Origin of the sequence: Helicobacter sp. MIT 11-5569 (assembly GCF_000765695.2) — a bacterium.
Taxonomy (GTDB): domain Bacteria; phylum Campylobacterota; class Campylobacteria; order Campylobacterales; family Helicobacteraceae; genus Helicobacter_D.
The window spans coordinates 152,071-175,441 of the sequence record NZ_JRPB02000001.1; the positions used below are offsets into that span (position 1 = coordinate 152,071).

The 23,371-nt window shown below is 34.1% G+C and carries 25 protein-coding genes and 1 other RNA gene; 23 read left to right on the forward strand and 3 right to left on the reverse strand.

Annotated features, from left to right (window positions below; translation table 11 throughout):
• Positions 1 to 6 precede the first annotated feature (6 nt).
• Complete coding sequence (locus tag LS70_RS00685; protein WP_034287424.1) at positions 7 to 2,379, forward strand: ribonucleoside-diphosphate reductase subunit alpha; 2,373 nt, start codon at positions 7 to 9, stop codon at positions 2,377 to 2,379.
• On the forward strand, positions 2,380 to 3,771 hold the full coding sequence (locus LS70_RS00690) for a PhoH family protein (protein ID WP_138109278.1): 1,392 nt from the start codon (positions 2,380 to 2,382) through the stop codon (positions 3,769 to 3,771). It abuts the gene before it with no gap.
• Here LS70_RS00690 and prfB read toward each other — a convergent pair.
• The 3 genes from prfB to ffs form a co-directional block, all read right to left on the reverse strand.
• Positions 3,768 to 4,874: a peptide chain release factor 2 gene (gene prfB / locus LS70_RS00695; RefSeq protein ID WP_034287426.1), complete on the reverse strand. Its 1,107-nt coding sequence runs from the start codon at positions 4,872 to 4,874 to the stop codon at positions 3,768 to 3,770. The genes LS70_RS00690 and prfB overlap by 4 nt on opposite strands.
• A 9-nt stretch (positions 4,875 to 4,883) precedes the next feature.
• Positions 4,884 to 5,882 (reverse strand): tRNA 2-selenouridine(34) synthase MnmH, encoded by a 999-nt coding sequence (gene mnmH / locus LS70_RS00700; RefSeq protein WP_034287427.1) that lies wholly within the window; start codon positions 5,880 to 5,882, stop codon positions 4,884 to 4,886.
• 44 nt (positions 5,883 to 5,926) lie between these two features.
• Positions 5,927 to 6,024: signal recognition particle sRNA small type (gene ffs / locus LS70_RS00705), an RNA gene on the reverse strand.
• 108 nt (positions 6,025 to 6,132) lie between these two features.
• Here ffs and LS70_RS00710 point away from each other — a divergent pair.
• From LS70_RS00710 to htpX, 21 genes are all read left to right on the forward strand, one after another.
• Entirely contained in the window at positions 6,133 to 6,888 is a 756-nt protein-coding gene (locus tag LS70_RS00710) for a putative metalloprotease CJM1_0395 family protein (protein WP_034287429.1), read from the forward strand.
• Between the two features lie 33 nt (positions 6,889 to 6,921).
• On the forward strand, positions 6,922 to 7,824 hold the full coding sequence (locus LS70_RS00715) for a methionyl-tRNA formyltransferase (RefSeq protein WP_034287432.1): 903 nt from the start codon (positions 6,922 to 6,924) through the stop codon (positions 7,822 to 7,824).
• A complete protein-coding gene (locus LS70_RS00720; protein WP_034287435.1) occupies positions 7,824 to 8,468 on the forward strand; it encodes a biotin--[acetyl-CoA-carboxylase] ligase in 645 nt (214 codons plus the stop codon). The genes LS70_RS00715 and LS70_RS00720 overlap by 1 nt, the downstream gene beginning before the upstream one ends.
• A 12-nt stretch (positions 8,469 to 8,480) precedes the next feature.
• Positions 8,481 to 9,269 carry a ParA family protein gene (locus tag LS70_RS00725; protein WP_034287438.1) on the forward strand — a complete coding sequence of 263 codons (789 nt, stop codon included), beginning with the start codon at positions 8,481 to 8,483 and terminating at the stop codon, positions 9,267 to 9,269.
• Positions 9,269 to 10,162, forward strand: coding sequence for a ParB/RepB/Spo0J family partition protein (locus tag LS70_RS00730; protein ID WP_034287440.1), 894 nt, complete (start codon positions 9,269 to 9,271; stop codon positions 10,160 to 10,162). The genes LS70_RS00725 and LS70_RS00730 overlap by 1 nt, the downstream gene beginning before the upstream one ends.
• 74 nt (positions 10,163 to 10,236) lie before the next feature.
• Entirely contained in the window at positions 10,237 to 10,662 is a 426-nt protein-coding gene (locus LS70_RS00735; protein WP_034287442.1) for a F0F1 ATP synthase subunit B family protein, read from the forward strand.
• A gap of 10 nt (positions 10,663 to 10,672) precedes the next feature.
• A complete protein-coding gene (locus LS70_RS00740) occupies positions 10,673 to 11,191 on the forward strand; it encodes a F0F1 ATP synthase subunit B (RefSeq protein ID WP_034287444.1) in 519 nt (172 codons plus the stop codon).
• Positions 11,192 to 11,728, forward strand: a complete 537-nt coding sequence (locus tag LS70_RS00745) for a F0F1 ATP synthase subunit delta (protein WP_034287446.1) — start codon at positions 11,192 to 11,194, stop codon at positions 11,726 to 11,728.
• A 19-nt stretch (positions 11,729 to 11,747) separates the two neighbouring features.
• A complete protein-coding gene (gene atpA, locus LS70_RS00750; protein WP_034287447.1) occupies positions 11,748 to 13,262 on the forward strand; it encodes a F0F1 ATP synthase subunit alpha in 1,515 nt (504 codons plus the stop codon).
• Between the two features lie 15 nt (positions 13,263 to 13,277).
• On the forward strand, positions 13,278 to 14,165 hold the full coding sequence (atpG, locus tag LS70_RS00755) for an ATP synthase F1 subunit gamma (protein ID WP_034287449.1): 888 nt from the start codon (positions 13,278 to 13,280) through the stop codon (positions 14,163 to 14,165).
• A gap of 25 nt (positions 14,166 to 14,190) precedes the next feature.
• Positions 14,191 to 15,594, forward strand: a complete 1,404-nt coding sequence (atpD, locus tag LS70_RS00760; RefSeq protein WP_034288976.1) for a F0F1 ATP synthase subunit beta — start codon at positions 14,191 to 14,193, stop codon at positions 15,592 to 15,594.
• Positions 15,595 to 15,603: 9 nt separating this feature from the next.
• Positions 15,604 to 15,996, forward strand: coding sequence for an ATP synthase F1 subunit epsilon (gene atpC / locus LS70_RS00765; protein ID WP_034287450.1), 393 nt, complete (start codon positions 15,604 to 15,606; stop codon positions 15,994 to 15,996).
• Positions 15,993 to 16,565 (forward strand): MotA/TolQ/ExbB proton channel family protein, encoded by a 573-nt coding sequence (locus LS70_RS00770; protein WP_034287451.1) that lies wholly within the window; start codon positions 15,993 to 15,995, stop codon positions 16,563 to 16,565. Before atpC ends, LS70_RS00770 begins: the two co-directional genes overlap by 4 nt.
• A 16-nt stretch (positions 16,566 to 16,581) precedes the next feature.
• Positions 16,582 to 16,980, forward strand: coding sequence for an ExbD/TolR family protein (locus LS70_RS00775; protein ID WP_034287452.1), 399 nt, complete (start codon positions 16,582 to 16,584; stop codon positions 16,978 to 16,980).
• Complete coding sequence (locus tag LS70_RS00780; RefSeq protein WP_034287453.1) at positions 16,973 to 17,707, forward strand: energy transducer TonB; 735 nt, start codon at positions 16,973 to 16,975, stop codon at positions 17,705 to 17,707. The genes LS70_RS00775 and LS70_RS00780 overlap by 8 nt, the downstream gene beginning before the upstream one ends.
• A gap of 2 nt (positions 17,708 to 17,709) precedes the next feature.
• A complete protein-coding gene (gene tolB / locus LS70_RS00785) occupies positions 17,710 to 18,990 on the forward strand; it encodes a Tol-Pal system protein TolB (protein WP_034287454.1) in 1,281 nt (426 codons plus the stop codon).
• A gap of 77 nt (positions 18,991 to 19,067) precedes the next feature.
• A complete protein-coding gene (locus LS70_RS00790; RefSeq protein ID WP_034287456.1) occupies positions 19,068 to 19,589 on the forward strand; it encodes an OmpA family protein in 522 nt (173 codons plus the stop codon).
• A 26-nt stretch (positions 19,590 to 19,615) separates the two neighbouring features.
• Positions 19,616 to 20,773: a tetratricopeptide repeat protein gene (locus LS70_RS00795; RefSeq protein ID WP_034287459.1), complete on the forward strand. Its 1,158-nt coding sequence runs from the start codon at positions 19,616 to 19,618 to the stop codon at positions 20,771 to 20,773.
• Positions 20,774 to 20,799: 26 nt separating this feature from the next.
• Positions 20,800 to 21,318: an FKBP-type peptidyl-prolyl cis-trans isomerase gene (locus LS70_RS00800; RefSeq protein WP_034287460.1), complete on the forward strand. Its 519-nt coding sequence runs from the start codon at positions 20,800 to 20,802 to the stop codon at positions 21,316 to 21,318.
• Positions 21,319 to 21,333: 15 nt separating this feature from the next.
• The gene (truD, locus tag LS70_RS00805) at positions 21,334 to 22,458 is read left to right on the forward strand and encodes a tRNA pseudouridine(13) synthase TruD (RefSeq protein ID WP_034287462.1); all 1,125 of its coding nucleotides are present in this window, start codon (positions 21,334 to 21,336) and stop codon (positions 22,456 to 22,458) included.
• Complete coding sequence (htpX, locus tag LS70_RS00810) at positions 22,451 to 23,371, forward strand: zinc metalloprotease HtpX (protein ID WP_034287464.1); 921 nt, start codon at positions 22,451 to 22,453, stop codon at positions 23,369 to 23,371. Before truD ends, htpX begins: the two co-directional genes overlap by 8 nt.

The following is a 23,371-nucleotide window of genomic DNA, read 5'->3' on the forward strand; positions in this document are numbered from 1 at the left end:
GAGTCTGTGCTAACCGTTATTAAAAGAAATGGACGAATTGAGCCTCTTGATGTAACAAAAATCCAAAAATATACGCGCGATTCTGTTGCAGGGCTAGAGGGAGTTTCTCAAAGTGAATTAGAAGTCGATGCAAAATTACAATTCCGCGATAAAATCACAACGCAAGAAATCCAGCAAACACTTATTAAAACAGCAGTAGATAAGATTGACATTGATTGTCCAAATTGGACTTTTGTCGCAGCAAGACTTTTTCTTTATGACCTTTATCATCGTGTTAATGGTTTTAATGGTTACAAAACTTTGCGTGAGTATTTGGAATTAGGCGAAAATGAGAATCGCATTATCAAAGGAATGAAAGAAAAGTTTAATTTGGAGCGATTGGATAAAAAAATTGTCAAAGAAAGGGATTTGCAGTTTAATTATCTTGGGGTTAAAACGCTTTATGACCGCTATTTGTTAAAAGACAAGCAAGGGAATCCTATTGAATTACCCCAACATATGTTTATGGGAATCTCAATGTTTTTAGCGCAAAATGAAAAAGACCCTAATTATTGGGCAGAGCAGTTTTATGATTTGCTTTCAAAATTTGAAGTGATGGTTGCAACGCCTACGCTTTCAAACGCAAGAACTCCACGTCATCAACTAAGCTCTTGTTATGTAGGAAGCACTCCAGATAGCATTGAAGGGATTTTTGATTCTTATAAAGAAATGGCACTTTTAAGCAAATATGGTGGCGGAATCGGTTGGGATTTCTCCAAAATTAGAGGTTTAGGAAGTTTTATTGATGGGCATAAAAATGCAGCAGGTGGTGTGATTCCATTTTTGAAAATTACAAATGATATTGCAATTGCAGTGGATCAGCTAGGCACTAGAAAAGGTGCAATTTCTGTGTATTTAGAACCATGGCATAGTGATATTTTTGATTTTGTGGATATTAAGAAAAATAGCGGAGAAGAAAGACGCAGAACGCATGATTTATTCCCTGCGCTTTGGATTCCAGATTTATTTATGAAAAGAGTTAGCGAAGATGGCTTATGGAGTTTATTTGACTCACTTGCGTGTTCGGATTTGACAAATCTTTATGGTGAAGCTTTTGAAGCGCGATATATAGAATATGAGCAAGATTCTAGCATTACTAGAGAGACGATAAAAGCAAAAGAGTTATGGAAAAGGATTCTAACAAGTTATTTTGAAATTGGTTCTCCTTTCTTGTGCTTTAAAGATAATGCAAATCGCGCAAATCCAAATGCACATTCAGGGATTATTAGAAGCTCAAATCTTTGCACAGAGATTTTTCAAAATACAGAGCCAAACACTTCTTTTATCCGCGTAGAATTTGAAGATGGCACGATTGAAGATTATCCAGAGTATCAGCCTATTATTACAGATTGTGGTGTAGAAAAGCTTTCTAATAAAATCACTTCTACAGATAGCATTAGGGGCAAAAAAGTCTTTATCGCACAAAGAGAATCCAAAGACGGAAAAACAGCAGTGTGTAATTTGGCGTCTATTAATCTTTCTAAAATCCACACAAAAGAGGATATTGAGCGCGTAGTTCCTATTGCAATCCGAATGCTTGATAATGTGATTGATTTAAACTTTTATCCAAATCGTAAGGTAAAAGTAACAAATCTTGATAATCGTGCTATTGGTTTAGGGGTAATGGGTGAAGCGCAAATGCTTGCAGAATCTCGTATTGAATGGGGAAGTAATCAACATTTTGAAAAAATTGATGCGATTATGGAATCTGTTAGCTACAATGCAATTAAAGCAAGTTGTGATTTAGCGCAAGAAAAAGGTGTTTATAATGATTTTGTGGGCTCTGAATGGTCAAAAGGAATCTTTCCGATTGATAAAGCCAACAACGAAGCAAAAGCTTTAGTGGATCGTGGTGGATTGTTTGCGTATGATTATGATTGGAACACATTGCGCGAAGAAGTGAAAACTAAAGGAATGCGCAATGGTTATTTAATGGCAATTGCTCCGACAAGCTCTATTTCTATTCTTGTTGGCACAACGCAAACTATTGAGCCTATTTATAAACGCAAATGGTTTGAAGAAAATCTAAGCGGATTGATTCCAGTAGTTGCTCCAAATTTAAGTTTGGAGAATTGGAATTACTACACTTCTGCTTATGAGATTGACCAACGCTCACTTGTAAAAGCAGCTGCGGTGCGCCAAAAATGGATTGACCAAGGACAAAGCACAAATATTTTTATGACTCTAAATCTTGCAAGTGGAAAATACCTCAATGAAATCTATATGCTTGCTTGGAAATTGGGATTAAAATCGACTTATTATCTGCGCTCACAAAGCATAGAAGCAGAATCTTCAACAGATACAATGGATAGAAGCATTGAATGTGAGGGCTGTCAATAGGTGAAAAAATCTTATCTTATTGATACTTCAATCATCTTAGATGATGTGGAGAATCTCTTTTTTCTCCACCAAAATGGTGAAAATGCAATCTTCATTTGTGATGTTACATTAAGTGAGCTAGATAAGAAAAAGGATTTTAACAACGAAACAGGATTCTTTGCAAGAGAATTTTTTAGAAATATTCTAAGTGATTGTGCTTGTGTGTCGGATTTTAAGGCATTGGAAAATGATAAAATCCATACATTATTCTTTAATGCAAATCATCAGCAAATCCCCTTGCAAATTATCCATCGTCCTATTTATAAAACAAAATTCCAAGATTATGGGCTAAATGATGCGCGTATTTTAGAAATTGCCAAAGATTATAATCTTGTTTTGCTGACAAATGATATTTCTTTAAAGGTTTATGCGCTTTCTTTAAGTGTGCAATCACAATCTTTAATGCGCGACCGCATTGAAAATCCACAAGATATTGATTTTTTAAGCCATTTTAGTGTGCATAAAAATGCTATTAAGGCAAATGTTGAGAAAGAAAAAGACTTTAGTGGTCTTAAAAATTGGAGTTTAATTGCAATTGATGAGCTAGATAACACAGAAAGTAGTCTTTATCAAACAGGAAAAAAGCATTATGGAATCAAACTTGATAATACTTTTGAAAAGTTAGATTTTGACGCACTTTTGGAAGAATATGTTTTTTATGTTAAGCCTATGAATTTGGAGCAAAAGTTTCTCTACGCGCTTCTTACACACCCAAAAAATAAAATCACAATTTGTAGTGGTGCAACAGGTAGTGGAAAAACTCTTATTGCATTACAAGCGGGATTACATTTGCTAAAAAAGGGTGTGGTTAGTGGAATCGTGTATTTACGCAATACCGTAACAGCAAACGACAAAGAAGCAGAGCTTGGATTCCGCAAAGGCGATGAGAGTCAAAAGCTAAATTACTTTATGTATCCGCTTTTTAGCGCGATTAATTTTATGATTACTAAAATGCAAAAGGAATCGCTAGCAAAGCGCATTGAATATCGTGGCGAAGCAAATAGTATTGAGAGCAAAGAAGCAACAGAATATTTTATTGCCAAACATAATATTGAAGTGATGGATATTGCGCATGCGCGTGGAGTAAGTATTGCAAAAAAATTTGTGATTTTTGATGAAGCGCAAAATGCTTCAAATGCGACTATAAAACTAATTGGAACAAGAATGGCGGAGGATTCTAGGATTGTGTTTTTGGGCGACCCTATGCAAATTGACCACCCTTATTTAAGTAAATTTCGCAATGGTTTAGTAAGCTTGCTAAAAAAAGCAAAACAAGATGATTTTCTTGCTGGCATTGTTCTACATCAAACTATTCGCAGTGAAATTGCCGGCTGGTTTGAAGATAATTTTTAGTTAGATGTTGTATTTTGCGTGCTAATATGGATTAATACGCCTTCTAAGATTGCATCAATATCACCATCTAAGATTGCATCTACATTGGTATAGGCGATGTTGGAGCGCAAATCTTTGACTTGTTGATAAGGAGTTAAAACATAACTTCTAATCTGATGCCCCCAACCATTATCGCCTTTATCTGTGTTATTTGTTTGTTCTTCACGTTTTAAACGTTCTAATTCATAAAGTTTAGATTTTAACATTTTAAGCGCACTCGCTTTATTTTTATGTTGGCTTCTATCATTTTGGCATTGCACCACGATTCCGCTTGGCTTATGCGTAATGCGCACCGCAGATTCTGTTTTATTGACATGCTGTCCGCCTGCGCCACTAGCGCGATAAGTATCAATGTTTAAATCTTTTTCATCAATTTCAATATTAATTTCATCATCAATTTCTGGGCTAACTTGCACGGAACTAAAGCTAGTATGGCGTTTAGCGTTTGCGTCAAATGGAGAGATTCTTACAAGGCGATGCACTCCATTTTCAGCTTTTGCATAACCATAAGCATTTTCCCCTTTAATAATGAAGCTTGCATCTTTAATCCCTGCTTCATCGCCTTCTTGATAATCTAGCAATTCCACTTTAAAGCCTTTGCGCTCTGCCCATCGTAAATACATTCTATACAGCATACTTGCCCAATCTTGCGATTCTGTTCCCCCAGCTCCGGGAGTGATTGTGAAAATTGCATTATTAGAATCTAAAGTATCATTGAGCATTACTTCTATTTCTGCGTTTTTGATGGTGTGTTCTAGCTCATCAGATTCTGCAAAAAGTGCTTCAAGGCTTTCATTATCATCACTTGAGAGTTCAAAAAGTTCATACGCGTCATCTAAGGCTTGTTTGGCATTATTATATTTTTCTAGTTGTCTTTCACAACGCTTTTTTTCTTTTTGTAATTCTCCAGCTTTTTTTGCATCTTCCCAAAATTCCTTTGTTTGCTCGAGTGCTGAAATTTCATCAATACGCACTTTTAGGGAGTCTGGTTGCATAATTTTTGTGATATTGTCGCATTTAATTTTTAATTCTTTTAAAAGTTCGCTATATGTATAAGTATCCAAAATTTTCCTTTATGCGTAATATTGCATTGCAAAATCATCAATTGCGGCATGCACTTGATTTAGAGTTTGGTAGGGAATTGTGTAGATATAGGATTCCTTTTTATAGACTTTATCATAATATTCTACAAGTAAAATCTCAGCTACACTCTCTAAATCCCCGCGGTTAAATGCGTCTTTTGCATTTTGCCAAAATTCCTTTTTCATAAAAGGTGCGATTTTTTGCATTGCATTTTCAAAAAATATAGGTGAGATTTTACCATATTGCTCTGTAATTCTTTTAATGCGCATTTCAAGAGGGGTTTGAATAAGAATCTTTGGGGCTTTTTGGTAAGTAGAATACAACACGCTAGGTAAAATAAGATTCCCAATTCTCTTGCTTTCTCCTTCTATTAATACAAAAGGAGTATTTTCTAAATTTTTAAGTTTTGTAAAAAGCAGATTTTGAAAACTTTTAACACTAGGCTGTAATCCATAAATTGCTCCAAAGCTTGAGCCTAAATGTTTTGCGATTCTTTCTAAATCTAAAGCATTTTTATAAGAAGAAATAATTTCACTTTTTCCACTTCCTGTTTGCCCGACAAGTGTGATAAAACGATGAGGGAGAGGGGATTGTAAATAGCGGATTACTTCTTTGCGGTAAGATTTATAGCCACCTTCTAGCAAAATTGCTTGATAGCCAATAGAGCTAAGCACGGTAAAAAAAGATTGGCTGCGCATACCTCCGCGTGCGCAATGGATTCCAATAGGTTTTTTGGGAGTGATTTTATCTTGTAAATCTAAAAGATGTTTAGAAATATTTGCACTTACAAAACTCGCACCCAAGACTTTGGCATTAAAAGAATTTTGTTTATATAAAGTGCCAATGCGTTCAAATTCTTCATCATTTAAAACAGCGCAATTTATAGCATTTGGAATATGCGATTCTGCATACTCTCTAGGAGAACGCACATCAATAATATGGGAGAAGTCCATTTGTAAAAATGTATCTATGGTAGCTTTTTTTATCATTGTTAATCCGCAAGTTAAATACTAGGAGTTCAGTAGTTAAGCACCCTTTTTAAGATACTTGCGGCACACAAACTTTTTAGAGGCTCTGCTGTGTTCCCACCCTGAAGCATTATCCAAAAAGCCCATTGCACAAGTCTCAAAAAGGGCGAGTGCAATTATATTTTAAACTTTTAAAAAAAGCAAATAAAAAATCATTCTTTTAGTTTCTTTTTAGTATAATACTTTTAAATACAAGATATAAGGGATTGTAATGCAGATTAATAGTTCTATGTCTATCTTACAAAATAGTTACTTGCAAAATAGTTACCTGTATCAAAATCAGAATGTTGCGGATAGTAAAACTTCTTTTTCGGATTCCACAAAAGATTCCAAAGTTCAAAATTCTGAAGAAATTGATTCTAAAAATACAGAAAACACAGAATCAACATCAGAAAAAACAGCACCAAATGGAGAACCTCTAGAGCCCAAAGATGAGCAATACATAAGAGAGTTAGAAAGTATTGACAGAAATGTCCGCGCACACGAAGCTGCGCATATTGCAGCGGGAGCCGGAGTTGTAACTGGTGGTGCTTCTTTTAGTTATACGCGTGGTCCAGATGGAAAGATGTATGCCACAGCAGGTGAAGTTCCTATTGCTATGAAAGAGGGTAGAACACCAGAAGAGACGATTCAAAATGCGCGTCAAATTGTCGCAGCAGCAATGGCTCCTTCTGATCCTAGTCCGCAAGATTATAAAGTTGCAGCAAGTGCGGCACAAATGGAAAGTTCTGCTAGAAGTGAGCAAGCAAGCGAAAAAGCAAAAGAAGTTGAAGAAGCTCTAAAAAAACAAGAAGAATCTCAAGATAATTTTAAAGAACAAGACAAGGAATCCGTATCACAAGAAACCGATTTTAGAGATTTTGAAGAACAAAATCAAAAACAAGACCCTTTTTTACGTAATTATGCAGTCCAAAGCTATCAAGACAATGCTAAAGATTCCACTGAAATTTTTGCGATTGCCGGGTAGAGTATTTATTTCTATAATTTTTTAGGATAAATGATGCGAATTATTTTCATGGGAACGCCAGATTATGCAGCGGTGATTTTGGAATCTTTATTACAAAAACATGAAGTTTGCGCGCTTGTTTGTCAAGGTGATAAAAGAGCGGGGCGTGATATGCAGTTAAAAGCACCAGCAACAAAGGAATTATTACAACTTAAAGATTCTAAGATTCCAATATTTCAACCAGAAAGCTTAGATGAAAATTTTGTTATGCAGTTAAAAGCACTGAAGCCTGATAGGATTATTGTTGCGGCATTTGGAAAGATTCTACCAAAGGCTATTTTAGAGATTGCGCCTTGTGTAAATCTGCATGCTTCTATTTTGCCAAAATTTCGTGGAGCAAGCCCAATTCAACAAAGTATTTTAGAAGCAGAATCGTATTTTGGTGTAAGTGTGATGTTGATGCAAGAAGGTTTAGATTGTGGTGATATTTTGGGGTTTAAAGTCATTAAAAATGTAGGGCAAAATGCTTCTGTGCTTTTTGAAGAGTTAGCAAAAATAGCAGCACAACTAACTTTGGAATATTTAGAGCGTTTAAAATTTGTCAAGCCTTTAGAGCAAAATCATGCAGATAGCAGCTATTGCAAAAAGATTAAAAAAGAATTTGGTCTTGTAGAGTTTGATAATGCTAAAACTCTGCAAAAAAAGGCATTGGCATATAGCGGTTGGCCAGAGATTTATTTAACAAGTGGTTTAAAATTAAAGATTCTACGATTAGATTTAGAAGAAGGAAGCTACAAAAAAGGAGAGATTTTAGAGATTGCAAAGTGTGGTATTAAAGTTGGGTGTCAGAAGGGAAGTGTATGGATTGAAACTTTGCAAGTTCCTTCTAAAAAAGCAATGGGTGCTTATGAATATGCACAAGGAAAACGTTTAAAAGTGGGAGATATTTTAGAATAATGCAAATTTTAAAATTTGATTGTATAGAATCTACCCAATTATATTTGATAGAGAGTTTGCGTAAAGGAATCTTAAAAACACCTGTGATGGTGGTAGCTAATGCACAAAGTGGTGGTATAGGAAGTCGGGGCAATACATGGGAGAATGTGCAAGAAGGATTATATTTTTCCTTTGCGATTCCATGTTCTATGTTACCACAAGATTTACCATTAGAGTCGGCGTCTATTTATATGGGATATATTTTTAAAGAAATTCTTAATCAAAATGGTGCGGAAGTATGGCTAAAATGGCCTAATGATTTATATATAGAAGATAAAAAAACAGGTGGAATCCTTTGCGCAAAGATACAAGAAAATCTAGTAGTTGGAATTGGAATTAATCTAAAAGTGGATAATGCACATTTTGGTGCTGTGAAAGTGCAAATCTCAAAACAAGAAATTTTGGAATCTTTGATAAAAATTTTGGAAAATGAAAGAAAAAAGTTTAGTTGGAAGCAAATTTTTAGTAAATATGCGTTAGAATTCTCAAATAATTTCAACTATGGATTCCATCATAATGGCAAAATTGTGGAAATGCGTAATGCAATATTGTGTGATGATGGTGCGATTTTGATTGGAAATGAAAAAATTTACAATTTAAGATAGTGGAGTGAAAGAATGTGTGAAGTGATTTGTATCGCAAATCAAAAGGGTGGGGTAGGAAAAACAACAACGGCAGTAAATCTTGCTGCTTCTCTTGCAGTGGAGGAAAAGAAGGTTTTATTAATTGATGCAGACCCGCAAGCTAATGCGACAACGAGTTTAGGATTTCATCGCAATAGCATTGAATTTAATATTTATCATGTATTAATTGGGACGAAGAAATTATCTCAAATTATTCAAAAAACTGCAATTCCAACTTTACATCTAGCACCTTCAAATATTGGTTTAGTAGGTATAGAAAAAGAATTTTATAACCACAAACGTAATGGGCGTGAATTAATTTTAAAAAAGAAAATTGAAGATGTTTTAGATTTATATGATTATGTAGTGATTGATTCTCCGCCTGCACTTGGACCTCTTACAATCAATGCGCTTTCTGCTTCAAATTCTGTAATTATTCCAATTCAGTGTGAATTTTTTGCTCTTGAAGGTTTAGCGCAGCTCTTAAATACGATTAAAATTTTACGTAAAGAGATTAATCCGTCTTTAGAAATTAAAGGCTTGTTGCCAACAATGTATAGTGCGCAAAATAATCTTTCAAGACAAGTGTATGCGGATTTGGTGCAGCATTTTGATGGACAACTGATTAAAGAAGCAACATCAAAAACAGCTATTGCGATTCCGCGAAATATTAAACTCGCAGAATCCCCAAGCTTTGGCAAGCCTGTGGTTTTATATGATGTGCGCTCGCAAGGAAATATGGCTTATCAAAATCTTGCACGCGCAATTTTAAAGAGAGCTTAATGGCAAAGAAGAAAGCAGGTTTAGGGAGAGGATTAGAAGCAATACTTGGCGAAGTGGAAGAAGCATATCAAAATGATTTGAATGATACTTCTGGGCTTGTCGTAGAAATTGACTTAGACAAAATTAAGCCTAACCCATTGCAACCACGTAAAATTTTTGATGATGATGCTCTAAGAGAACTTGCGGCTTCTATTGAAGAGCATGGATTATTACAACCTATTTTAGTTTATGAAGATAGCAAAGATACAGATTTTTATTATCTTATTGCTGGTGAGCGCCGTTTGCGCGCAAGCAAACTTGCTAAAAAAGAGAGCATAAAAGCAATTATTGTTGATGTTCAAACAGATAAATTGCGAGAATTAGCATTAATTGAAAATATCCAACGTGAAGATCTTAATCCTATTGACTTAGCGCATTCTTATAAAGAGTTGATTGAAGATTATGGTATCACACATGAAGAGGTGGCAAAACGCCTTTCAAAGTCTCGCGCACAGATTACAAATACATTGCGTTTGCTTGATCTTAGCCAAGAAGTTCAAGAGTTGGTGTTGGCAAATAAAATTTCTCAAGGGCATGCTAAGATTTTAGTTGCGTTGCCGCAAGAAAAACAGAATCTCATTGCAAGTTCTATTGTAGGACAAAAGTTAAGCGTGCATGCAACAGAAAAAATTGTTAAAAGTTTTAAAGATTCTAAGGATTCTAAAATTCTTCCAAAATCTTTACAAGATACCAAACAGAAAAATCTTAGTAAAAACTCTGAAACCATTTTAAATACTTGTTGTCAAATATTAAAAAATAATGGAATTTTGGCGGATATTAAAAAAAATCGGTTAATTGTAGAGTTTAGTAACGACGAGGAGGTGAAAAAGTTTAGTAAAATTTTACCAATATGAACTTTTTAAGAAAAACTTAGAAAAAGTCGTGATAGAATAAAAGGCATTTTAGAAAATTAAAGAAAGGAGTGCAAATGACTATTATCCCAACTCCTTGGGTAATGGCGTTAGTTTTTGTTATTTTTCTTATATTGATGTATTTATTAAATCGTATGCTTTATAAGCCTTTATTAGGATTTATGGATACACGTGATGCATCAATTAGAAAAGATAGCGAAGGGATTGATGGCAATACTGCAGATATTAGAGCCTTAAAAAAGGAAGCGAATGATATTTTGCAAAAAGCTAAGGAAGAAGCAGCCTTAATCAAAAATAAGGCTCACGATAGCGCAAAACAAACTGCAGAAATAAAAATCTCTCAAAAAAAAGAAGAATTAGCGCAAAAATACAGTATGTTTATGTCGGAATTAGAAGACGAAAAGGCAAGATTAAAAGCATCTTTAAATTCCGAGATTCCACTCTTTAAAGAGAGCTTGCAAGCTAAACTTAAAAAACTTTAAGGAGGATGAAGTGAATAAGAAAATTTATTTTTTATCATTAGTGTTTTCTCCAGCTATACTTTTTGCTGCTAGCGGAGAAAGTGCTGACTATGATATTATTGAGAGAACAATCAATTTTGTGATTTTCTTTGCTCTTGTATATTATTTTGCAGCAGACGCTATTAAAAATATTTTTAAGGCACGTAGAGATGAAATTGCAAATTCTTTAGCAAAAATTCAGGAGAAATTGCAAGATTCCAAGAAAGCAAAAGAAAAAGCTTTAAATAGTCTTGAAGATGCCAAGAAAACTGCACGCGACATTGTAGAAACGGCACATAAAGAGTCTGTAATTATTACACAAAAAGTTGAAGAAACTACAAAAATTGAGATTGAGAATCTTGTTCGTCAATACAATGACCATATTGCATTTGAGCAAAGGAAGGCTGAAAAACTTATTATTGATGAGATTTTATCTGAATTCTTAAATAAAGATTCTGTGGCTTTAAGCAAAGATGTCTTAGCACAATCTTTATTAAAAAAGGCGGCGTAAATGAAAGATTTAATTGCAAAGCGTTATGTAAAGGCATTGGCTTTTTCTTTACCTCAAAAAGAACTTGAAGAGATTGTGGCTCTGCTTGAAAAATTGGCAGTCGCAAATTCGATTCCAAAATTTAGAGATATTATAGAATCTCCTTATGTTACTTCAACACAGAAAGTGGATTTTATTCTAAAAGGTATTTTGGATAATACGGCAAGTGCAAAATTTGTAAATTTTGTTAAAGTGTTAGCAGAGCATAAGCGATTAGATTTGTTTGAGGAGCTTCATAGAGAATTGTCTTCTCATTTAGCGGCTTTAAACAAAGAATATATTGCAAAACTAATTGTTAATGACAGCTATGAAGATTCTATGCTCCAAGAAATTGAGAGTAAATTTAGCAAAAAGCTCGGTGTAAATCTTTTATTAAAACAGCAAGTTGTGGAAAATGCTGGGATTAAACTTGTTGTAGAAGATTTGGGTGTGGAAGTTTCTTTTTCTCAAGAGAAATTTATTAATGACTTGAGAAATCATATTTTAAAAGCATTTTAATTTTAGATAAGGAGTAGCAGTGGTAGCAAAGTTACAAGCAGATGAAATTAGTTCTATCATCAAAGAAAGAATTGATAATTTTGAACTTGATTTAGATATTGCGCAGACAGGGAAAGTTGTCGCGTATGCAGATGGTGTTGCAAAGGTTTATGGGCTTAAAAATGCAATGAATTATGAGATGGTTGAGTTTGATACAGGCGATAAAGGTCTTGCATCTAGCTTAGAAGAAGGCAGTGTCGGTGTTGTTGTTTTAGGTGCTGGAAAAGAAATTAAGGAAGGCACTTCAGTAAAGCGTCTAGGAAAACTTTTGCGTGTGCCAGTTGGCGATAGAATGATGGGGCGCGTTGTGAATGCACTTGGTGATCCAATTGATGGTAAGGGTGCAGTTGAAGCAAAAGAATATCGTTTTATGGAAGAAAAAGCACCGGGAATTATGGCTAGAAAATCTGTGCATGAGCCACTTCAAACAGGTTTAAAAGCTATAGATGCACTTGTGCCAATTGGTAGAGGACAAAGAGAATTAATTATTGGCGATAGGCAAACAGGAAAAACAACAGTGGCAATTGATACAATTATCAATCAAAAAGGACAAGATGTTGTTTGTATCTATGTAGCAATCGGACAAAAAGAATCCACAGTTGCACAAGTAGTGAGAAAACTTGAAGAACATGGTGCAATGGAATATACAATCATTGTCAATGCTCCAGCTTCTGATTCTGCTGCAATGCAATATCTAGCACCTTACGCGGGCGTAACAATGGGAGAATACTTTAGGGACAATGGAAGACACGCGCTTATTGTATATGATGATTTAAGTAAGCACGCAGTAGCATATCGTGAAATGTCTTTGATTCTTAGACGCCCTCCAGGACGTGAAGCATTCCCTGGTGATGTATTCTATCTACACTCAAGATTGCTAGAAAGAGCTGCAAAAGTTAGTGATGAATTAGGAGCAGGTTCTTTGACAGCATTACCTATCATTGAAACACAAGCAGGCGATGTGGCAGCATATATTCCAACAAATGTTATTTCTATTACAGATGGTCAAATTTTCTTAGAAACAGATTTATTTAACTCTGGAATTCGTCCTGCAATTAATGTTGGTTTATCTGTATCTCGTGTAGGTGGTGCTGCACAGATTAAAGCAACCAAGCAAGTTTCAGGAACTCTAAGACTTGACTTAGCACAATATCGTGAATTACAGGCTTTTGCGCAATTTGCATCTGACTTAGATGAATCAAGTAGAAAACAATTGGATAGAGGGCAAAGAATGGTTGAGATTCTTAAGCAGCCACCATATTCTCCATTACCCATTGAACGCCAAGTTGTAATTATTTTTGCAGGTGCTAGAGGATATATGGATGATATAGCTGTTGCTAATATTACGAAATTTGAGGCTGATCTATATCCATTTTTGGAAGCGAAATATCCACAGATATTTGAAGATATTCGTTCTAAAAAAATGTTGGATAAAGATATTGAAGAAACACTTTGCAAAGCGTTAGAAGAATTTAAATCTAGTTTTGCCGTATAAAAGTAGGGAGTTGTTATGGGAAACAACCTGAAGGATATTAGAAAACAGATTTCAAGTGTTTTAAACACGCAAAAAACGACACGTGCAATGAAGCTTGTATCTACATCTAAACTCAAAAAAGCCGAAGAAATGGCTAAACGTTCTAGAATGTATGCAGGAAAGATTGTAGAAGTTTTAGAAGAGATTAAAGCAAAAGTTGCAAGCGGTGAAAATGTGCAAGATAATCCTTATTTTAATACAGGGAATAAGGATTCTAAGCTTATTGATATTGTTTTGGTTACAGCAGATAAAGGACTTTGTGGAGGTTTCAATATCAATACAATTAAAGAGGTTAATCGTATCATTGCTGAACAAAAAGAAAAAAATATGAAAGTGCGTTTGCGTGTTATTGGCAAAAAAGCTGTTGAATATTATAAATTCAATGAAATAGAAGTGCTTGATAGCGTTGTTGGTTTAAGTGCAACACCTCAATATGCAAATGCTGCAGAATTCATCAATAAAGCTGTTGCAGATTATTTAAATGGAATAACTTCTAAAGTAATTTTGGTGCATAATGGGTTTAAAAATATGATTGCTCAAGAAATGAAAGTTTCTCAGCTTTTACCTATTGAAAGTATTACACTCTCTGAAGAGTGCGCTTCTGTATTAGAAGTAGAACCAAATGAACAAGAGGGTGAGATTTTAAATGAACTTGCAAAAAAATATGTTGAGTTTAGTATGTATTATGCTCTTGTGGATTCTTTAGCGGCGGAGCATAGTGCTAGAATGCAGGCAATGGATGCTGCGACAAGTAATGCAGGCGAGTTAGCAAAGAATTTAACAATTGCTTATAATAAGGCACGTCAAGAGGCTATTACAACAGAATTGGTAGAAATTAATACCGGCGTTGAGTCAATGAAATAAGGAGTATATTATAATGTCAGAAAATATGGTAGGAAAAATCATTCAAGTAATGGGTCCTGTGGTTGATGTTGATTTTGAATCATATCTACCAGCTATTAATGAAGCTTTAGATATTGATTTTGAAGTTGATGGACAAAGCCATAAGTTGGTTTTAGAGGTTGCTGCGCATATTGGCGATAATCGTGTGCGTGCGATTGCTATGGATATGACAGAAGGTCTTACAAGAGGTGAAAAGGTAAGTGCTAGAGGAAATTCTATTACAGTTCCAGTAGGGGAGCAAGTTTTAGGAAGAATCTTTAACGTTACTGGGGATATTATTGATGGCGGTGAAGCACTTAATAATCCCGAAAAATGGTCTATACACAGAAGTGCGCCAACTTTTGAAAACCAAAGCACAAAAACAGAAATGTTTGAAACAGGAATTAAAGTTGTAGATTTACTAGCTCCTTACTCAAAAGGAGGTAAAGTTGGTCTATTTGGTGGTGCTGGAGTTGGTAAGACAGTTGTTATTATGGAGCTTATCCATAATGTTGCATTTAAACATAGTGGTTACTCTGTATTTGCAGGTGTTGGTGAGAGAACGCGTGAAGGGAATGACCTTTATCATGAAATGAAAGAATCAGGGGTTTTAGATAAAGTTGCCCTATGCTATGGACAAATGAATGAACCACCTGGGGCAAGAAATAGAATCGCATTTACAGGACTTACAATGGCAGAGTATTTCCGCGATGAAAAAGGCTTGGACGTTCTAATGTTTATTGATAATATTTTCAGATATGCACAATCTGGAGCAGAAATGTCAGCACTTCTTGGTAGGATTCCATCCGCTGTAGGTTATCAACCAACATTGGCAAGTGAGATGGGAAAGCTTCAAGAGAGAATTACTTCTACAAAGAAAGGTTCTATTACTTCTGTTCAAGCAGTTTATGTTCCTGCAGATGACTTAACAGACCCTGCTCCTGCTTCTGTTTTTGCTCACCTTGATGCAACAACGGTATTAAATAGAAAGATTGCAGAAAAAGGTATTTATCCAGCTGTGGATCCATTGGATTCTACTTCAAGAATCTTAGATCCGCAAGTTGTAGGAGAAGAACACTATAAGGTTGCTACAAGTGTGCAGCAAGTGCTTCAAAAATATAAAGATTTACAAGATATTATTGCAATTTTGGGTATGGATGAACTTTCAGAGGAAGATAAAAAAGTCGTTGAAAGAGCAAGAAAGATTGAAAAATTCTTATCTCAACCATTCTTCGTTGCAGAAGTCTTTACAGGAAGTCCTGGGAAATATGTAACATTGCAAGAGACTTTAGAGGGCTTTAAAGGAATCTTAGAGGGTAAATATGACCATATTCCAGAAAATGCTTTCTATATGGTAGGAAATATTAATGAGGTTCTTGAAAAAGCGGAGAAAATGAAAGTTAACGCATAAGGAACTTTGATGGAAACCTTAAAATTAGATATTGTAACTCCAGAAGGCAAGATTTTTTCTAATGACGTAAAGAGTGTTACCCTTCCGGGAAGTGAAGGTGAATTTGGAGTCCTTCCTGGGCATGTCGGAATTGTAACAACATTACATGCTGGTGTGATTGAAATCGAGAAAGTTGATGGGAAAAGAGAAATTGTTGCTATTAACTGGGGGCATGCAAAAGTTGATGAGAGAAGCGTAGATGTTTTAGCAGAAGGTGCAGTGGATATTAATGGTGATAATGAGAGTGAGATTGCGCAAGCTATTGCTAATGCAAAACAATTACTTGAAGAATCAACAGATAATAATATTGCTGTTTCTATGGTAGTTTCTCGTATTGAGAATGCTGCAAAGAGTGTATTGTGAGTCTCTTGACACTACTAGGCAACTACGGAATCACAACCGTAGTTGTATTAGCTTGGCTTTCTTTATATTTCATTTTGATCCTTTGGATTTTTATATACCGTTATTTTTCAATTTCAATGATTATATCAGGGGAAAAGAAATGTCTTGAGACATTGCTTGGCGGTCGCAATGCTCTACCTAAAAGCTCGTTGCTTGGTGCAAATTTAATTGGAATTGACAAAAGACTAACAGAACCTATGTTGCAATATGCGCTAGATAAGGCAATTAAAGACGCTACAATTGGTTTAACATTTTTGGCTATTGTTGCTTCAACAGCTCCTTTTATTGGATTGTTTGGAACAGTTGTTGAAATTTTGGAAGCTTTTTCTAAACTTGGTGAAAATTCAAAAGCAACCTTAGATGTTATTGCTCCAGTAATTTCAAAAGCACTTGTTGCAACTGCAGCTGGAATCTTAACGGCTATTCCAGCCTATTCTTTTAATTTGTTTTTAAAACGCAAAGTCTTTGAGCTTAATACTTATTTGCAATTACAAATTAATGTCTTAATTTCTCCAAAGTCTGCTACTTAAAATTTGGAGTTTTATTTTGAAATCACATTATAATTGGGATGAAACTCCAGAATTAAATATCACTCCTTTAGTAGATATTATGCTTGTGTTATTAGCAATTTTAATGGTAACAGCACCAGTAATTGTTTATCAAGAAGAAATTGCTTTGCCACAAGGTTCTAAAAGCACAAAAATGCAAGAGGATTCAAAGATAGAGATTCGAGTAGATTTAAAACGCAATATTTATCTTAAAGATGATATTTTAACATTTGATAGTTTTCCTGACGCATTTGTCGTTTTTGCAAATGCTTATGATAAAGATACACAAGTATATATTAGAGCAGATAAAAACTTAAAATATGATGATGTAATCTATATTTTAAGGATTGCGAAACAAAGCGGATTTTCAAGGGTTTCACTCGTTACCGATGGCTAAAATCATTTTATTTTTTACAAGTGGCGGTCTCTCTGTTTTTTGTTATGCTTCAATCATTGTATTGTTACTTTGGCGTTTTTATGAAATCAATGATACTCCAAAAGCTTATACAACTTATAAAGAAACGACTTTTAATATCTCTTTAATAGAAGAATCTCAACCAAAAAATCAAATTAAGGTTACACAAAAGCGTGTGGAGAAAAAAGTAAAAGATATTCCCATCAAAAAAGAAAGTGCTTCTGTGAGTCCAAATGCTGGGGCTGGTATTAATGATTTATTTAAGCAAGTAGAATCTAAAGTGCCAGTGAAATCTACAAAACCACCTAGCCAAAATGATAAAATTGCTAAAAATAAAAAGGCGAAAAAGAGTGCGCAAAATGAAAATCTTGCTGATGAGCTAGAAAAAATTATGGCAAATTTAGATACGCAAAAAACATTAAGTTTTACTACCCCAAAAGGAGAATATGATGCGTTTTATGCGAAAGTGCATGAAATTTTAGCTCAAAATTGGAATCCTATGCGGACAAGTAGAGAGCATTTTGCAGAAGTAGCAATTACTATTGATGCACAAGGAAGGTTTTCTTATGTAATTGTTAAGAAATCAGGAGATTTAGAATTTGATAACGCTTTGAGTAGCTTTTTAGATATAATGCGCTCTCAAGAATTTCCTCCTTATGAAGGTGGAAATAGTACTAAAATTATGGTAACTTTTAAAACTGAGGTGTAAAAATGAAAAAGATTGTTTTTGTATTATTGTGTTTTTGTGGGTTTGCTTCTGCAAATCAAATTGATGCTACTTTGGAGGTTGTAAAGAAGTTTGGAAATCTTCCTAATATCTTAGTTCAAAATGCGGGTGGCAATTATTCAGAGCGTGAGTTTAGCCAAAGAATTTTTAAGATGTTAATTGCAGATTTGAAAGTTACTGGGCATTTTGCAGTAGATGAGGCAAAAGATGTTATTTCTAGTGAAATGCTTGTCAATTTTGATGAGTATCGCAAAAATAAAGTTGATTTAGTTGCACGTATTAAAGCAGAAAAGAAAGGTGAGAGTATTGTTGCAAAATTACAACTCTATGATGCGAATTCTGGTTTAGTTGCGCTAAGTAAAGAATATAGGGGTGCTCAACAGGAAATTTATCCTTTTTTAGCTCATAGGATGGCAATTGATATTAATGCTTATATAAAAGCTCCGAGTGTAGATTGGATGGAAAGAATGGTGGTTTTGTCATATTATACAAAACCCGGAGAAAGTGAAATTTTAATGAGTGATTATACGCTAACCTATAAAAAGAAAGTGTTGGGAGGAGGTTTAAATATTTTTCCAAAATGGGCAAATAATGAACAAACTGCATTTTATTACACGAAGTATCTCGATAAACCGACATTGTTTATGTTTGATTTAACAACAGGGCAAAATAAAAAAATGTTTGATAGTAATGGCATGCTTATTGCTTCTGATGTCAGCAATGATGGCAATAAGATTCTACTTACAATGGCACCAAGCGAACAACCTGATATTTTTATATATGATGTAACAAGTGGGTCATTAACGCGTTTAACAAAATATAGCGGAATTGATGTCAGCGGTAATTTTATTGATAATGAAGAACGCGTGATGTTTATCTCGGATCGTTTAGGTTATCCTAATGTATTTGCAATCCCAATTAGTGGAGAAACTTCTGGAAAAGTGGAGCAAATGGTATTCCATGGTCGCAATAATAATGCAGCAAATGCACATGGAAATTATATTGTATATTCTAGCCGTGAAAGTAGCAGCGAGTTTAGTCGAAATACTTTTAATCTTTATCTTGTATCTACAAAAAGTGATTTTATTCGACGCTTAAGCGCAAATGGAGTTAATCAATTACCACGCTTTGCAAAAGATGGAGAAACAATTATGTATATTAAACATGAAGCAAATCAAAGTGCGCTTGGAATTATTCGTTTAAATTACAATAAAACATTACTTTTTCCTTTAAAAGGTGAAGTAATTCAATCAATGGATTGGTAAAGAAATAAGAAATTTTTGCAAAAAATATTTTTTTTGGTATAATGTTATGTTTTTTAAAAAAAAATTAGGGAGAAGAAATGAAAAAGTTTCTAGTTTTAGGTTCATTAGCAGCTGTATTATTAGTGACAGGTTGTAGCCAAAAAAGTGGCGTAGAATCTGATTCAAATGCTCAAAATAACAGATATTATAGTGATGGTAGTGGCTATGATTATAATAGAGACAATTTTGTAAGCCTTGAAGAGAGAATCAACTATGTAGAAAATGGTTTGAGTAATGTATTTTTTGATTTTGACCAATTTATAGTGCGTTCAGATATGCAATCAGTAGTGGAAAGAGATGCAAGAATCTTATCTTCTATTTCTGCAGGCACATTAAATGTTAGAATTGAAGGAAATACTGATGAGTGGGGAACTGACGAATATAATTATGCTTTGGGATTAAAAAGAGCAGTTGCTGTCAAAGATGCACTTGTCGCAAAAGGTGTTGATGAGAACAAAACTGTTTTAGTAAGCTATGGTGAGAGCAAACCTACTTGTACAGCAAAAACAAAGGAATGTTGGGCTGAAAATAGAAAAGTAACATTTAAAATGTTACCATAATAAGCTGTTTTTTTAGGGTTGTTTCATTGCAAAAGTTATTTGCCTCAAGTTTAGTTGTAGCAAGTTTAGTTTTTGCTCAAGAGCCGTCTGCATTTAATGCAGGTGGCACTATGCCACAAAAAACAGAACTACAAATTATTAATGAAAGACTTTTTAATCTTTCTACGCAGGTAAAAAGCATAGAAGAATCTCAAGAAGGTTTAAAAAGTGTTTTTGAAGGGCAGATTCAAAGAGTGCAGGATGTTGCTGGCAAAATAGAGCTGCTAAAAGGTGAAAACAACGCGACAATCACTGAAATAAGAAAACATACAGATTCTAATTTTGCATTGCAAAATGAAAATATTGAAAAAATTAAGCAGAGCATTTCTTCTCTTGGGGCATTGATAAAGAAAACAAATGCTCAAATGCAAGAAGAGATTAATGCATTGAAAGAAAAAATTGTAGCATTGGAATCCTCGCAGAGTGCAAAATCACAAAATATTCCCGCAAATAGCACATTAAGCCTAACAAGGGAAACAAATGCAACAAGTAATGAAACAAATGTAGCAATTAATGCGTTGATTGCAAATGTTGAAAATAATGCAACACAGATTAAAGTAGAACAGCCCTCTTTAAATGCTAAGAGTATTGAAGAATTGCCATTAGAGAAAAGTGAAGAAACAGAAAATGCACAAAAAATAGTAGAGCAAACAACATTATCGCAACAAAATAATGATGCTAATGCAGAAAATAAAAAAGAGAATAACAATAAAGAAAACCAAAAAGTAGATTCTAAAAATTCCTCTCAAACGAAAAAAGAAACTCAAAAAACATCGGATTTAAAGAAAAAACCATTAGCGAATGTTTTTCAAGAAGGAGAGCAGTTTTATAAAGATAAAAATTATGGATTGGCTGATGAATATTTGCAGTTTGCTGTAAAGGGAAATTATAAACCTGCTCGCGGGAATTATCTACTTGGTGAGATTGCATTTGAGCAAAAGCGTTACGAAGATGCAATTTATTATTATAAAACCAGTGCAACACGTTATGATAAGGCAGATTACATGCCGCGCCTTATGTTAAATAGTGCAAAATCTTTTTTGTCTCTTAAAGAGAATGAACATGCAAATCGTTTTTTGGAGACTTTAATTACATTGTATCCAAAATCTAATGAAGCTAAAGAAGCAAAAAAACTTATTAAATAATTTAATCTATAAAATAGGAGAAGATAATGATTGATAAAAATCAAGTTGTAAGCATTGAATATTCTGTTAAAGAAGATGGAACAGATAATGTTTTGGATTCTAATATTGGTGGAAAGCCATTAGAATTTATTATGGGTGCAGGAGAGATTATTAAAGGCTTAGAAGAAGCAGTAGCTGAAATGCAAGTTGGTGATAAAAAAGAGGTGATTATAGCTCCAGTTAATGCTTATGGTGAATATCAGTCTGATTACGTACAAGAAGTTCCGCGCGACCAATTTGTTGGGATTGATTTACAACAAGGAATGACGCTTTTTGGTCAAGGGGAAAATGGTGAAACTGTTCAAGTTATAGTAAAAGATTTCAATAATGATGTGGTAATTGTAGATTATAACCATCCTTTAGCTGGAAAAACACTGAACTTTTCAGTTGCAATTCTTGCAACACGTGAAGCGACAGAAAAAGAGCTAAGTTGTGGATTACATTATCAAGAACATAGTCATGACGGCGGAGGGTGTTGCGGTGGCGGTGGATGTGGTTGCCACTAAAATTCTCTAAATACAATGAATCTTACTTTTGCTTATACGCATTCCCCAATAGAATTTTATTTTAGACAAAGTCCTAGAGACTTTGTTGTTGAAGAAGTTCCTCTTTATCCTTTTTGTGGTTCAGGAATGCATCTTATTTTAAAAGTCCGCAAAAAAAATCTTGCAACATTTGAATTATTAAAAATCTTATCTAATCATCTTGGGATTAAAGAAAAAGATATTGGCTATGCAGGATTAAAAGATAAAAATGCTTTAACAATCCAACATATTAGCTTGCCTATTTCTACAAAAATAAAGTTAGAAAGTTTTACACATAATGATATTAAAATTTTAGAATCCACATTACATAATAATAAAATTAAAATTGGACATTTAAAGGGTAATAAATTTTTTATCCGTATTAAAAAGCTAAATCCACTAAATGCACAAAAGGTAGAGCAAGTTGTAGAATCTATTGAAAAATTTGGGATTCCAAATTATTTTAGCTATCAACGTTTTGGCATAGATGGAAAGAATTATTTGCAAGGCAAAGAGATTATTGAGAAAAAAAAATATATTCGTGATAAAAAGATAAGAAATTTTCTTATTAGTGCATATCAGAGTTATTTATTTAACGCTTGGTTATCACTGCGCATTGAGATTTCACACATTATTGCTAGCACTCAAGAAATCAAGAAAGCATTAGAGCTGTATTTACAATCAAATGTGATTCCAACAATTTTTGAAGATAAAACTTATTGTGCGGCTTTAAAAGCACAAAATCACCCTTTTAAATTATTAGAAGGAGATATACTTTGCCACTATCCTTTTGGGAAACATTTTCTTTTGGAAAAAGATTTACTAAAGGAATCGACACGTTTTTTAAAAAAGGATATAGCACCTACGGGTTTGTTAAATGGAGAAAAGGCAGCATTAAGTCAAAAATGCGCAGAGTTTTTTGAAGAAAAATTTTTGGATAATAGGATTCAAAGTGTAGGGCAACGTCGCTATGCTTGGATTTTTCCACAAGATTTACAATTTTCTTATAAAAAAGAAGAAGCACAAGGTGAGCTTAGTTTTTTCTTGCCAAAAGGTGCATATGCGACAAATTTATTGCGTGAGCTAGCACACAGAGAGATTATGGAGGAAATAGATGTTTGATAAGATAATAAGAGAAAATCAATTTAAGACAAATTGTGTCATAGTGGTTTATGTATTAATTTTTGTATGTATTGGCTTACTTGTAGATATTATTAGAGTTGATGCTAACACTTTTAGCGATGGATTTTATGCGCTGCTTAGTTTAAAGTTTCCATTAGTTACAGTGATTATGTTAGGAGTTGCTCTTGTTTTAATATTTTTTACCATTAATAATTTTAAGCAAATTTTACTTAGTGGAAGTGAGTATAAAGAAATCGTAGCTGGAAATGAAACAAATGCCCAAGAAAAGAATCTCACAAAAATGCTAGATGAACTCGTTGAGAGTGCAAATTTACCTTTTCGTCCAAAACTTTATCTAATGGAAGCTCCTTATATGAATGCCTTTGCTAGTGGATGGAACGCGAAGAATTCTCTAATAACGCTTACCACAACCCTAGTGCAGAATCTAAGCTATGCTGAGCAAAAAGCAGTAATGGCACATGAGTTAAGCCATATTAGACATGGTGATATTCGATTAACTTTAATGGTTGGAATACTAAGTAATATTATGCTTTTGGCTGTTAATTATGGCGTCTATATGTTTCTAGGTGATTCACGTGAGAGAAGTGCAAATATTGCGCGTATGATTTTGCTTGGTTTGCAGGTTGTTTTGCCTATCATAACACTTGTGCTACAAATGTTTTTGAGCCGCTCAAGAGAATATATGGCGGATTCTGGAGCAGCGTATTTAATGGGGGATAGCAAACCAATGATTCAGGCTTTACAAAAAATTAGTGGAAGTTATGCACAATCAGACTTTTCACAAAGTGATAGGAATCCTACGCGACAAGCTTTATATATTTTTTCAAATTCAGAAATATTTAGCACACACCCTAGCATTGAAAATCGCATTAAAGCATTATTAAATCAATAA